General features: G+C 72.0%; 12 protein-coding genes and 1 rRNA gene. 12 read left to right on the forward strand and 1 reads right to left on the reverse strand.

Features of this window, described 5'->3' with window-relative positions; genetic code table 11:
• The 8 genes from rrf to ACIOD2_RS48520 form a co-directional block, all read left to right on the forward strand.
• Positions 1-94, forward strand: a 5S ribosomal RNA gene (gene rrf, locus ACIOD2_RS48485); the annotation flags it as partial.
• Positions 95-189: 95 nt separating this feature from the next.
• Positions 190-2,808, forward strand: coding sequence for a hypothetical protein (locus ACIOD2_RS48490; protein WP_400552788.1), 2,619 nt, complete (start codon positions 190-192; stop codon positions 2,806-2,808).
• Positions 2,801-3,790 (forward strand): HAD-IIA family hydrolase, encoded by a 990-nt coding sequence (locus tag ACIOD2_RS48495; protein ID WP_400552789.1) that lies wholly within the window; start codon positions 2,801-2,803, stop codon positions 3,788-3,790. Before ACIOD2_RS48490 ends, ACIOD2_RS48495 begins: the two co-directional genes overlap by 8 nt.
• Positions 3,791-3,807: 17 nt before the next feature.
• On the forward strand, positions 3,808-4,005 hold the full coding sequence (locus ACIOD2_RS48500) for a hypothetical protein (protein WP_323325788.1): 198 nt from the start codon (positions 3,808-3,810) through the stop codon (positions 4,003-4,005).
• 4 nt (positions 4,006-4,009) lie between these two features.
• Positions 4,010-4,843 carry a TlyA family RNA methyltransferase gene (locus ACIOD2_RS48505; RefSeq protein WP_400552791.1) on the forward strand — a complete coding sequence of 278 codons (834 nt, stop codon included), beginning with the start codon at positions 4,010-4,012 and terminating at the stop codon, positions 4,841-4,843.
• Positions 4,840-5,766, forward strand: coding sequence for an NAD kinase (locus ACIOD2_RS48510; RefSeq protein ID WP_400552793.1), 927 nt, complete (start codon positions 4,840-4,842; stop codon positions 5,764-5,766). Before ACIOD2_RS48505 ends, ACIOD2_RS48510 begins: the two co-directional genes overlap by 4 nt.
• Positions 5,767-5,865: 99 nt before the next feature.
• Positions 5,866-7,644, forward strand: a complete 1,779-nt coding sequence (gene recN, locus ACIOD2_RS48515; RefSeq protein ID WP_400552795.1) for a DNA repair protein RecN — start codon at positions 5,866-5,868, stop codon at positions 7,642-7,644.
• Positions 7,645-7,723: 79 nt separating this feature from the next.
• A complete protein-coding gene (locus ACIOD2_RS48520) occupies positions 7,724-7,885 on the forward strand; it encodes a hypothetical protein (RefSeq protein ID WP_400552796.1) in 162 nt (53 codons plus the stop codon).
• Here ACIOD2_RS48520 and ACIOD2_RS48525 read toward each other — a convergent pair.
• Positions 7,860-8,306 carry a MarR family winged helix-turn-helix transcriptional regulator gene (locus tag ACIOD2_RS48525; RefSeq protein ID WP_400552798.1) on the reverse strand — a complete coding sequence of 149 codons (447 nt, stop codon included), beginning with the start codon at positions 8,304-8,306 and terminating at the stop codon, positions 7,860-7,862. The genes ACIOD2_RS48520 and ACIOD2_RS48525 overlap by 26 nt on opposite strands.
• A gap of 67 nt (positions 8,307-8,373) precedes the next feature.
• Here ACIOD2_RS48525 and ACIOD2_RS48530 point away from each other — a divergent pair, with 67 nt between their 5' ends.
• The 4 genes from ACIOD2_RS48530 to ACIOD2_RS48545 all read left to right on the forward strand — a co-directional run bounded on the left by ACIOD2_RS48530 (position 8,374) and on the right by ACIOD2_RS48545 (position 12,756).
• The gene (locus ACIOD2_RS48530) at positions 8,374-9,366 is read left to right on the forward strand and encodes a zinc-binding alcohol dehydrogenase family protein (RefSeq protein WP_400552800.1); all 993 of its coding nucleotides are present in this window, start codon (positions 8,374-8,376) and stop codon (positions 9,364-9,366) included.
• Positions 9,363-10,538: a DUF1266 domain-containing protein gene (locus tag ACIOD2_RS48535; RefSeq protein WP_400552802.1), complete on the forward strand. Its 1,176-nt coding sequence runs from the start codon at positions 9,363-9,365 to the stop codon at positions 10,536-10,538. Before ACIOD2_RS48530 ends, ACIOD2_RS48535 begins: the two co-directional genes overlap by 4 nt.
• 86 nt (positions 10,539-10,624) lie before the next feature.
• Entirely contained in the window at positions 10,625-11,809 is a 1,185-nt protein-coding gene (steA, locus tag ACIOD2_RS48540; RefSeq protein ID WP_400552804.1) for a putative cytokinetic ring protein SteA, read from the forward strand.
• A complete protein-coding gene (locus ACIOD2_RS48545) occupies positions 11,806-12,756 on the forward strand; it encodes a copper transporter (RefSeq protein ID WP_323325802.1) in 951 nt (316 codons plus the stop codon). Before steA ends, ACIOD2_RS48545 begins: the two co-directional genes overlap by 4 nt.
• Positions 12,757-12,808 lie beyond the last annotated feature (52 nt).

Genomic DNA, 12,808 nt, shown 5'->3' on the forward strand with positions numbered 1-12,808 from the left:
AACGCCCGGTCCCATTCCGAACCCGGAAGCTAAGCTTGACAGCGCCGATGGTACTGCAACCGAAGGGTTGTGGGAGAGTAGGACACCGCCGAACTCATCGTCCGTACGGCCCGTTAGGATAGCCAGTTGGCTGCCCTAGCGGGCCGTACGTGTATGTCCAGACCAAGATTTTCCACGGCAGGAGGCCAGGTGTCCGAGTTCGGTCGACGAGACTCAGCAGACGATGGGTCCGGCCGGTCGGCACGCCGGGACGAAGGCTCCCGGAGCCGGTCGGACGCACCCCGGGGGAACCCCCAGCGCGGTGCCCGGCAGGACCGAGGCGGCCGCGACGGTGGCTACCAGGGCCGGCCTCGCCGTGATGACCAGGGCGTCCGCGGCGGCGGCAAGCCGTTCCGCGGCGGTGACGGTCCTCGCGACCGCGACCAGCGCGGAGGTTACGCAGGTCAGAGCCGTGACACGAGCCGCACCTCCGGTGACCGCGACGACTCCCGAGGCCGGCCCAGCAGCAGCGGCGGCCGGTCCTCCGGCGCGCCCGCGCGCTCGGGTGGCGGCCGGTTCGACGACCGTGGCGGCAACCGCTCCGGTGGGCGTTACGAGAGCTCGGACAGCCGGTCGAGCCGCGGCTCGGACGACCGCGGTGGCCGGCCGAGCGGTGGCCGTCCGCAGGGCAAGTCGTCGTTCGGCGACCGCAAGCCGCGCTGGGAAGACCGCGGCGGCTCCGGCTCCCGTACCGGTGGCCCCCGGTCGGACGACCGTGGGCGCGGGACCGGCTCGGGCGAGCGGAGCAGTTACCCCCGTCGTGACGACGACCGTGGCTCGCGTACCGGCGGTTTCCGCTCGGACGACCGTGGCAAGGGCAGCTACACCAAGCGCGACGACGACCGGGGTCGTGGCAGCTACGAGCGCCGTGACGACAACCGTGGCTCCCGCAGCGGCGGCTCGGACGACCGTAGCCGTAGCAGTTACGACAACCGTGGTTCCCGCCCTGGCGGGTCCGACGACCGTAGCCGTGGCAGTTACGACAACCGGGGTTCCCGCAGCGGCGGCTCCGATGACCGTGGCCGTAGCAGCTACGACAACCGTGGAACCCGCACTGGCGGGTCCGACGATCGCAGCCGTGGCAGCTCGGACAACCGTGGTTCCCGTAGCGGCGGCTCCGACGACCGCAGCCGTGGCAGCTATGACCGCGGCCCGCGTACCGGTGGCTTCCGCTCGGACGACCGGGGCACCCGGAGCAGCAGCGGTCCCCGGTCCGACGACCGCGGTGCGCGTACCGGCGGCGGGTTCCGTCCGGACGACCGCGGCAAGAGCAGCTACACCAAGCGCGACGACGACCGTGGCAAGGGCAGCTACGAGCGTCGCGATGACAACCGCGGCGGGTCCGACTCGCGGGGTGACCGTGGCGGCTACCAGCGCCGGGACGACGACCGTCGCCCCGCCGGCTCGCGGGATTCCGGTGGTTACCAGCGGCGCGACGACAACCGCGGTGGGCAGCGCGACTCGGGCAACCGTGAAGAGCGCACCGGCAGCAAGCCGTTCGACCGTTCGCGGGACGACCGGCGGCCCGCAGGTGACCGCAAGGACCGTCCGGAGCGCAAGGACAGCGTCCACCGCAACCCGCGGCCCTACGCCAACACCCCGCTCGACGACGAGGCCTTGGCCAGGGAGCTCCTGGAAGCGCCGGAGCTGCCCGAAGACATCGAGTTCTCGGACCTCGACGAGGAGGTCCGCCGCGAGCTGAGGACGCTGCCGAAGGGGCTGGCCGAGACCGTCGGGAAGCACCTCGTCGCGGCCGGCGGCCTGATGGACAGCGACCCCGAGGCCGCGCTCGAGCACGCCAAGTACGCCAAGGCCAAGGCCTCGCGCGTGCCGATCGTGCGCGAGGCGCTCGGCCTGGTCGCCTACCACTCCGGCAACTGGTCGGAGGCGCTGTCGGAGCTGCGCGCCGTCCGCCGGATGACCCGCAGCGACGAGCACATCGCCATCATCGCCGACGCCGAGCGCGCGCTGGGCCGGCCCGAGCGGGCCTTGGACCTCTCGAAGGAGGTCGACACGGCGAAGCTGGCGAAGTCGACGCAGGTCGAGCTGGCGATCGTCGCGGCCGGGGCGCGCCGGGACCTCGGGCAGATCGACGCCGCGGTCGTGTCCCTGCAGGGGGCCGACCTCAAGGCCGAGAAGCGTGAGCCGTGGAGCGCACGGCTCTTCTACGCCTACGCCGACAACCTGGTCGCGGCCGGGCGCAAGGACGAAGCCATCCGCTGGTTCCTCAACTCGGCGGACGCCGACGCGGAAGACGAGACGGACGCCGCCGAGCGGGCCGCGGAACTCTCGAACGAAGCGAACGAGCCGGCCAAGGCAGCTGCGCCGGCCAAGACGACGGAGCGGCCCAAGGCGGCCGAGACCGACGCGGCTGCGCCGGCCAAGGTGAGGGAGTCAGCTGAGGCGGCCGAGCCCGCGAAGGCAGGCGAATCCGCTGGGTCGGCCACAGCGACGGAGCCGACCAAGGCTGCTGAGCCGAGCAAGGTGACCGAAGCGGCTGCGGCCGACACGGCCGAGGTGGCTGCGCCGGTCGAGGCAGGCGAGTCGACCGAGGCGGCTGAGCCGGTCGAGTCGGCCGAGGTGGCTGAATCGGTCGAGGCAGGCGAGTCGACCAAGGCGGCTGAGTCGATCGAGTCGGCCGACGCGGCTGAGACCGCCGAGGCAGGCGAATCAGCCGAGGTGACCGAGGCGGCTGAGACCGCCAAGGCGGCCGACCAGGCCCCGGCCAAGGCCGACAAGCCCGCCGGCTTCGACGAGTCGGATGACTGACTCCCTGCTGGCGGCCTACGACGCCGTCCTTTTCGACCTCGACGGCACCGTCTACCACGGCACCCAGGTGATCCCGGGTGCGCCGGAGACGGTCAAGGCCGCTCGCGATCACGGCACGCCGGTGCGGTTCGTCACGAACAACGCGTCCAAGGCTCCGGCCGAGGTCGTCGAGCACCTCGTCGGGCTCGGCATGCCCGCCGACACCGACGAGGTGCACACCAGCGCGCAGGCGGCCGCTGTGCTGCTTCGCGAACGGCTTGCGCCCGGGGCCGAGGTGCTCGTCGTGGGCACCGAGTCGCTTGCGGCCGAGGTGGCCCAGGCCGGGCTGAAGGCCGTCCGGGAGAACGCCGAGAGCGTCCAGGCCGTGGTGCAGGGCCACTCGCCCGACAACACGTGGGCCGCGCTGGCCGAGGCGTGCCTGGCCATTCGGGCGGGCGCGCTGTGGGTGGCCTGCAACGTCGACGCGACGCTGCCGAGCGAGCGGGGCCTGCTGCCGGGCAACGGGTCGATGGTCGCCGCTCTGCGGACCGCCACCGACGTCGAACCGCTGGTTGCCGGGAAGCCGGAGCCGCTGCTGTTCGAGACCGCGGCGAAGTCGGCCGGTGCCGAGCATCCACTCGTGGTCGGCGACCGGCTCGACACCGACATCGCCGGCGCGGTCGCCGCGGGTGTCGACTCGCTCGTGGTGCTCTCCGGGGTCGCGACGCCGGAGCAGCTGGTCAAGGCCATCCCGGCCGAGCGCGGCACCTACCTCGCGGCGGATCTCACCGCACTCACGTCCACTCTCGAAGAACTGAAGATCGGACCGCGGCCGGGCTGGTCGGCCGAGGCCGGAGACGACGCCGTCGTCGTGACCGGCGAAGGTGACGACCTCGACCTGCTCCGGGCCCTCTGCCATGCGGCGTGGGAGTCCGGCAAGACGACGGTCCAGGGTGACGGCGAAGCCGCGAAGGCCGCGCTGGCGCGGCTCGGCCTGGCCTGACTGATACCGTTCTTGACGTGCAGGATCACCCGTACCCCGTCCCGGGCCCGCCGCCCGGTTCGTTCTCCGAGCAGACCGACCCGCGAGCCGGTATCGACGAGGCCGTCGCCGGCTTGGACGACCTGGACGCGCTTCCGCTCACCGAGCACGTCGAGCGCTTCGACGCCGTGCACACCGAGCTGACCGTCGCCCTGTCCAGCATCGACAAGGTCTGACCCGGTGCCCAAGCGGGCCCGCCTCGACGCGGAGCTGGTTCGGCGCGGCCTCGCCCGCTCCCGGGAACAAGCCTCGGCCCTTATCACCGGGGGCAAGGTCACCGTGCGGGGCATGGTCGCGTCCAAGCCGGCCACCGGTGTCGAGACCGACGCGCCCATCGTCGTGAAGGACGAGGACGACCCCGGCTGGGCCTCGCGCGGCGCGCACAAGCTGCTCGGCGCGCTCGAGGCGTTCACCCCGCTCGGGCTGGACGTCGAAGGCAAGCGCTGCCTCGACGCCGGCGCGTCCACCGGCGGGTTCACCGACGTCCTCCTCCGGAACGGCGCCGCGACCGTGATCGCCGCCGACGTCGGCCGCGGCCTGCTCGACTGGCGGATCCGCACCGACGAACGGGTCGTGGTGCTCGACCGCACCAACGTCCGCAACCTCACCCCGGACGACCTCGGCGGGCCGGTCGACCTCGTGGTCGGCGACCTTTCGTTCATCTCGCTCAAGCTCGTGCTGCCCGCGCTCGTCGAGTGCGTGCGCGAAGGCGCCGATCTGGTGCCGATGGTGAAGCCCCAGTTCGAAGTCGGCAAGGACAGGCTGGGTAGCGGGGGTGTCGTTCGCGACCCGGAGCTGCGTGCCGAGTCGGTGCTGGCCGTGCTCGACGAGGCCGCGAAACTGGGGCTTGCGCTGCGCGGGGTCACCGCCAGCCCACTGCCCGGGCCGTCCGGGAACGTCGAGTACTTCGTGTGGCTCACCAAAGAACACGTGGCCGAGTCCACTGTGGACGCGGTAGACAGGTCTGAGGCCGAGCGGCTCGTCCGAACCGCCGTCGAGGAAGGGCCCGCATGACCACCGAACGTGAAGTTCTCCTCATGGTGCACCCGGATCGCGACGCGACCGGGGAAGCCGCGCGCGAGGTTTCCGCGCGCTTCGCCAAGGCCGGGATCCGGATCCGGGTGATCGAGGACGACGTCTGCGCGCTGATCAACCCGGACGAGCACGGCGTCGGCGCGAGCTGCACCGTCGTGGACCCGGACGACAACCCCGCCGCCGGCGTCGAGCTGGTGTTCGTCCTCGGCGGTGACGGCACGCTGCTGCGCGCGGCCGAGATCGCCCGCCCGGCCGGGGTGCCGGTGCTCGGCGTGAACCTCGGCCGTGTCGGGTTCCTCGCCGAGGCCGATTCGGACGCGCTGGCCGACACCGTGCAGCGGGTCGTCGACGGCGACTACCAGGTCGAAGAGCGGATGACGATCGACGTCACCGTCACCCACGGCGGCACCGAGCTGAGCCGCACCTGGGCACTGAACGAGGCGAGCGTCGAGAAGAGCACGCGCGAGCGGGTGCTGGACGCGCTGATCGAGGTCGACGGCCGGCCGGTTTCGGCGTTCGGCTGCGACGGTGTGCTGTGCGCCACACCGACCGGTTCGACGGCGTACGCGTTTTCGGCCGGCGGCCCGATCATCTGGCCGGACGTGCAGGCGCTGCTGGTGGTGCCGAGCAACGCGCACGCGATGTTCTCGCGGCCGCTGGTCGTCTCCCGCGACTCGATCATCACCGTCGGGATCGACCCCGACGGTTCGTCCGCCGTCCTGACCTGCGACGGGACCCGCAGCCACGACCTGCCGCCGGGCGCCCGGGTGCGGGTCACCTGCGGCAGCACGCCGGTGCGGCTGGTCCGGCTGTGGGACGGCCCGTTCACCGATCGTCTGGTGCAGAAGTTCGCCCTGCCGGTGAAGAGCTGGCGCGAGCGCCACGCCCGCCCGAACGAATAGGGCGCGAACGGCCCGTTCGGCGCGAAATTCGAACATATCGGCGACTCGCCGGGGCTCCGGGTGCGTGGTTCGTCGGTGGTGGCCGCTACGGTAGGCGGCGTGCTGGCCGAGATGCGCATCCAGGGCCTCGGAGTCATCGAGGACGCCCTGCTGGAACTGCACGCGGGCTTCACCGTCGTCACCGGTGAGACGGGTGCCGGGAAGACCATGGTCGTCACCGGGCTGCACCTGCTCTCCGGTGGCCGGGCCGAGGTCTCCAAAGTGCGAACGGGGATGCTCAAGGCGTTCGTGGAAGGAAGATTCACCTATTCGGGTGTCGAAGGCGCCGAGCGGATCGTCACCGACTCCGGTGCCGACGTCGACGAGGACGGCAGTGTCATCGCGCTGCGCGCGATCGCCGTCGACGGGCGGTCCCGGGCCCACCTCGGTGGCCGGTCGGTGCCGGTCGGCGTGCTCGCGGAGCTGTCCGAGCAGCTGATCGCGGTGCACGGGCAGAACGACCAGCTGCGGCTGCTGCGCCCGGCCGAGCAGCGCGCGGTGATCGACCGCTTCGCCGGGGACGCCGTCACCAAGCCGCTGCGTGCCTACCAGGAGATCCGGTCCGAGTGGCTGGCGGTGATCGCCGAGCTGACCGAGCGCTCGACGCGGTCGCGCGAGATGGCGCAGCAGGCGGACCTGCTCAAGCACGGGCTCACCGAGATCGACGCGGTCGTGCCGGAACCGGGTGAGGACGTCGAGCTCACCGCGCAGATCAAGCGGCTCGCGGCGGCCGACGAGCTGCGCGCGGCCGCGACCGAGGCGCACATCGCGGTGTCGGGTTCGGCCGAAGGCGACCCGGACGCGCCCGGCGCGATGGGCCTGGTTTCCGAAGCCCTGCGGCGGTTGTCGACGTCGGAGGACGCCGTGCTGCGCGAACTGGCGCCGCGGCTGGAAGAGGCGACGGTGCTGCTGGCCGACGTCGGGGCCGAGCTCGGCGGGTACGTCGAGACGCTGGACGCCGACCCGGCGCTGCTGGAGAAGGTGCTGGCCCGCCAGGGTGACCTCAAGCGGCTGACCCGCAAGTACGCGGCGGATGTCGACGGTGTGCTCGCCTGGGCCGACGACGCCCGGCGCCGCCTCGAGACCATGGACACTTCGGAGGAGGCGCTGGCCGAGCTGGCGCTGCGGCGCGACCAGCTCGCGATCCAGCTGGCCGCGCACGCCGTCGAGGTTTCGGCGGCGCGCGAGAAGGCGGCGGCCGAGCTGGCCGCGGAGATCACGCGGGAGCTGTCCGGCCTGGCGATGGGCCAGGCCGCGATCGAGGTCACGGTCGAGCAGCGCCCGGCCGAGCACGGCGACACGCACGCGCTCGCGATCGACGGCCACGCGGTGCACGCGGGCTCGGACGGCATCGACGACGTCGAGCTGCTGCTGCGCGCGCACGACGGCGCGCCGCCGCTGCCGGTGCACAAGGCCGCTTCCGGCGGTGAGCTGTCGCGGGTGATGCTGGCGATCGAGGTCGTCCTCGCGCACGCCGACACGGTGCAGACACTGGTGTTCGACGAGGTCGACGCCGGGGTCGGCGGCCGCGCGGCGATCGAGATCGGCCGCCGGCTGGCGCGGCTCGCGCGGACCCACCAGGTCCTGGTGGTCACGCACCTGCCGCAGGTCGCGGCGTTCGCCGACCAGCACCTGGTGGTCGACAAGGGCCACAAGGGCGGGGTGACGCGCAGTGGCGTGAAGAACCTCGCGCCGGCCGAGCGGGTCAGCGAGCTGGCCCGGATGCTCGCCGGCATGGACAACGAGACCGGCCGCGCCCACGCCGAGGAGCTGCTGGCCACGGCGGAGAAGGACAAGGCCGAGTTCGAGCCGAAACGCAAGCGGGCCAAGAAGAAGTAGCCGGTCGCCGGTCGGGTAGCAGACCGAGCAAGCGGGCGGTCGGTTTGTGGTGTGCGGACTGGTCAGGGTTCGGACGCCGGTGGTGGAGCTGATCGCGCACGAGGAGCTGCTGGCCGCCGCGGCGAAGGACAAGGCCGAGTTCGAACGGAACGCAAGCGGGCCAAGAAGAAGGAATCGCGGTTCGCCGGTGACGGGAAAGCCGGGCACCGCTGAAGTCAGTGGCCGTCCAGGTCCGCGTTGATGTCGCGGAACACCTCCGCGAGTACCCGGGCCTGCTCGTGGCTCACGTGGCCCGCGAAGTAGCGCTCCACCCCCCGGACATGCGTGGGCCACGCGTTCTCCAGCGCCGCCAACCCCTCAGGCGTCAACACCACCAACGTGGCCCGGCGGTTCGCAGGATCCACTTCGCGCCGTGCGTAACCGTCGCGCTCGAGGCCGTCGACCAGGCGGGTCAGGCCGCTTGCGCTGTGCACCAGAGCGTCGGCCAGGTCCTTCATGTGCAGCCGTTGATCGGGCGCTTCCGAGAGCTGGACCAGCGCGTCGTACGTGCGGTGCGACATCCCGTGCGCGGCGCGCAGGTCCGCGTCCAGCACCCGCAGCAGCAGGGCCGACGAGCGCAGGAAGCCGCGCCACGCCGCGTCGTGTTCTCGGGACAGGGTCACCCCGGGAATAGTACTCGTGCGGACAGTTGTTGTGCGGACTGTTCGCATGCGAAGAAAGGAACCCATGATGCGCGCGGTGGTACTTCGTGAACCCGGGCCGGTCGAGAACCTCGAACTGAAAGACATCCCGCTGCCCGAGGCGAAACCGGGCTGGGTCCGGATCGCCGTCCGGGCGTTCGGCCTCAACCGTTCCGAGCTGCACACCCGGCTCGGCCTGGCCGACGGCGTCACGTTCCCGCGGGTGCCCGGCATCGAGGCCGTGGGTGTCGTCGACGCCGCGCCGGACGGGGACTTCGAGGTGGGGCAGCAGGTCGCCACGATGATGGGCGGGATGGGCCGCACCTTCGACGGCGGTTATGCCGAGTACACGCTCGTGCCGCGCGAGCAGGTCGTCCCGTTCCGCTCGGACCTGCCGTGGGAGGTGCTCGGCCAGGTCCCGGAGACGCTGCAGACCGCGTACGGCTCCCTGACCACCGGTCTGGACCTGAAAGAAGGCCAGACGCTGCTGATCCGCGGCGGCACGTCCGCGCTCGGCTTCGCCACCGCGACGCTCGCCCGCGACCTCGGCGCCACCGTCTTCGCGACGACGCGGCAGCCGGACCGCCTGGACACTCTCGCCGACCACGGGGTCGAGCACCCGCTCCTGGACGACGGCGATGTCGCCGCGAAGGTCCGCGAGATCGTGCCGGACGGGGTCGACGCGGCGCTCGAACTGGTCGGGACGCCGACCCTGCCGGACACCCTCGCGGCCACCCGCGTGCACGGCACCGTGTGCTTCACGGGCATGCTCTCGAACCAGTGGATCATTCCGAACTTCTATCCCATCGGATTCCTCCCTTCCGGCGTGCGCCTGACCGCTTATGGTGGTGAGGCGGACGACCTGCCCGCATCGGTTCTCCAGCGGTACCTCGACCGGATCGCCGCCGGCGGCGTCAGCCTCGGCCCGGCCCGGGTGTACCCGATGGAGGCGATCCGGCAGGCGCACGACGACCTGGAACACAACCGGACGGCGGGCAAGCTCGTCGTGCTGACCCGCCGAGCGGAGGGAGCCGCCCCTTGATCCTGCCGCCACCCGCCGACGTCGAAGCGCAGCTGGCCGCCGCCCGCCGGGAGGGTGACCTCGACGCCTACCTCGGGCTGCTCGCCGGGGAGGAACTGTTCGTCCCCATCCGGCGGGCCGACGCCGAGAGCATCCTCGAGGACCGCGCCGAGACGTTCCCGAACGTTTATTACGAAACCCGCGGCGACGAGTTCCTGCAGGTCTTCACCCGCGGCGCGCTGCCCGACCTCGGCTCGGACGTCGTCTTCATGAGCGGGGCACTGGACTGGGCGGTCGACGGTGTCGGGCGGCACGAGCGGGTCGTGTTCAACCGCGGCACCCGCGGCGAGTGGCGGCTGCCGGGCGCGACGCTGCAACCGTGGCTGGACGCGCACCTCGATGACGTCACGCCTCTGGAAGAGCAGGTCGAACGGCTGATCACCGCGCCGTACGGGCACCTCGAAGGGCCGATCGCGCACGCGCTGGCCTGCGGCGCGCACCTGGCCGTGCTCAACGCGGCGCCGTGGAACCTGCTCGACGCCCGCTATCACGACTACGTGGCCGAGGTCCGCGGCCTGCGCGACTGGTGGGGCGTGCCCGACCCGCCGGCCTGGCGGGCCACGATGGCCGACCTCATCGGTGACGGGTACGCGCTGACGCCCGGCAACCTGGTGCTGATGCTGCGCCTGCGGTTCGCCGCGGAGTACGGGCCGCGCAACGGCGAGTTCGACCCGCTGACCTGGGCGGAGGTCGTGAGCCGCTGGTGCGCGGAGAACGACGCCGAGGACCAGGCCGACGAGCTGCGCGACACCGTGCGCCGGGTGTCGCGCTACGAGCAGCGCTTCCGAGCCGACGGCCTGCTCGACGCCGAGGGTTTTGTCACGACGGCGTTGTCCTGGGACGTCGGCCGCGCCGTCAACATCGCGCGGTGGGGGCTGGCCGCCGGTTACTGCGACGCGCTGACCGCCGAGCTGATGGTCCTGGAGGCCGGTTCGCTCGCGCGTCGCTACCACCAGTCATGGGCCGACCTGTCGGCGGGCTACCTCATGGGCCGGGTGCTGCACAGCCGGGACGAGGAGTTCGGCGAGTGGTACCCCGCGGCCGTGCGAGTCCACCACCAGCTCCTTCAGGACCCGGGCAGCCCCTGGGTGAACCTCGATTTCGGGTCTCTTTCGGAGGAGTCCGACGCTTGAGGCGCGGCGTGGCTCACCACAACGAGTCACCTCTGCTACGGCGTGGCGTGCGCAGTCCCACGAGCAAATTTGTCACCATCGGCCACATGAAGCTCACCGGTCTGCTCACGCGGAACTCCGAACCCCTGCCGGGCATCACCGGGGTCGCCAGGGTCGACCGCCGCACCCGGGAGCTCCTGCGCCGGATCAGTCCGGGCGACATCGTCGTGCTCGACCAGCTGGACCTCGACCGCGCGACGGCCGACGCCCTGGTCGACGCCGAGGTCGCCGGCGTGGTCAACGCGTCACCGTCGATCTCCGGCCGGTTCCCCAACCTGGGCCCCGAGATCCTCATCGCCGCCGGCGTCCCGCTGGTCGACTCGGTCGGCGGTGAGCTGCTGCGCTCGATCAAGGACGGCACCAAGCTGCGCCTGCTCGACGGGGTCGTGTACGTCGGCGAGCGGCAGGTCGCCTCCGGCATCGAGCAGACCGCCGACAGCGTCGCGGACCAGATGATCGAGGCCAAGGCCGGGATGTCGACGCAGCTGGAGGCGTTCTCGGCGAACACCATCGAGTTCCTCCGCCGCGAGCGCACCCTGATCCTCGACGGCGTCGGCGTGCCGGAGCTGAAGGTGCAGCTGCGCGACCGGCACGTGCTGGTCGTCGCGGGCGGCAACGGGCACGCCGAGGACCTCAAGAAGCTGAAGAAGTACATCGCCGAGCACCGGCCGGTGCTGATCGGCGTCGACGCGGGCGCCGACACCCTGCGCGCGCAGGGCCACCTGCCGGACGTCATGGTCGGCGACCCCACCGGCATCGGCACCGCCACGCTGCGCAGCGGCGGTGAGGTCGTGGTGCCCGCGCAGCCGGACGGGCACGCCCCCGGTGTCGAGCGGATCCAGGACCTCGGCATCGGCGCGGTGACGTTCCCCGCGTCCGGCAACGCCGAAGACCTCGCCCTGCTGCTGGCCGACGCGCACGGCGCGAGCCTGGTGGTCACGGTCGGCTTCCAGGCCACCCTGCGCGAGTTCCTCGACCACGGCCGGTCCGGTTCCAACCCGTCGACGTTCCTGACCCGGCTGAAGCTCGGCACGAAGCTCGTCGACGGGAAAGCGGTGGCGACGCTGCACCGCAGCCGGGTGTCGATCGGCGCGGTCGTCCTGCTCGTGCTCGCCGCGGTCGTGGTCGTCGCCGCGGCCCTGCTGGTGTCCGACGTCGGCTCGGTCTACCTGGACTGGCTCCGGCACACCTGGAATACGTTCGCTGCCTGGGTCAAGGGATTGTTCACGTGATTTCGCTGCGCTACCACGTAGTTTCCATCGCCGCCTGCTTCCTGGCGCTCGCCGTCGGCGTCGTGCTCGGTTCGACCGCGCTGAACGGCTCGCTGCTTTCGGGGCTGGCGGGGGAGAAGAAGGACCTGGGCAGCCAGGTCTCCGACCTCGAGGCGCAGCGCAACGCGCTCAACGCCCGGCTCGCCGACGCGGACGCGTTCGCCGGCGCCATGGGGCCGAAGGTCGTCGCCGGGGTGCTGGACAAGCGGTCGGTGGTGCTCGTGACCACCGAGGACGCGCGCCCGGCCGACCGGGACGCGCTCAAGCAGCTGATCGGCCAGTCCGGTGCGACCGTGACCGGCGAGGTGCAGCTGACGGCCGCGTTCGCCGATCCCGACAAGGCCGACCAGCTCCGTGACGTCGTCACGCGGCTGCAGCCCGCCGGGTCGAAGTTCCCGACCGCGGGGGACACCGGCACGCTCGCCGGCGCGCTGCTCGGCTCGGTGCTGTTGCTGGACAAGACTTCCGCCAAACCGCAGTCCTCGGGTGAGGAACTGGCCGCGGCTCTCGGCGGGCTCACCGACGGCGGGTTCGTGAAGGCGGGCCCCGACGTCAAGCCGGCTCAGCTGGCCGTGGTGCTCACCGGCGCGCAGGCGACCGGCGACGGCGCGGGCGACCGGGCGGCGACGATCGCGCGGTTCGCCACGCAGCTCGACCGCACCGGCGCGGGCACGGTACTCGCGGGGGACGCCGGTTCCGCCGACGGCACCGGCGCGCTCGGGGTCGTCCGCGCCGACACGTCGTCGACGTCGATCCTGTCCACTGTGGACAACGTGGACACCTCCGCCGGGCGGGTGAGCACCGTGCTGGCGTTGAAGGAACAGCTCGACGGCGCCGCCGGCCGCTACGGCATCGCCGGCAACGCCCAGGCTCCCGCGCCGGGCGTCGCCAGCCCCACCGGAAACTGACCCTCCGCTCCCGCGGTGCAGGTAATGCCGTGAAGGCCACCTTGAGGGACTC

The sequence above is a fragment of the Amycolatopsis sp. NPDC088138 genome, from assembly GCF_044741685.1.
In the GTDB taxonomy this organism is placed as follows: domain Bacteria; phylum Actinomycetota; class Actinomycetes; order Mycobacteriales; family Pseudonocardiaceae; genus Amycolatopsis.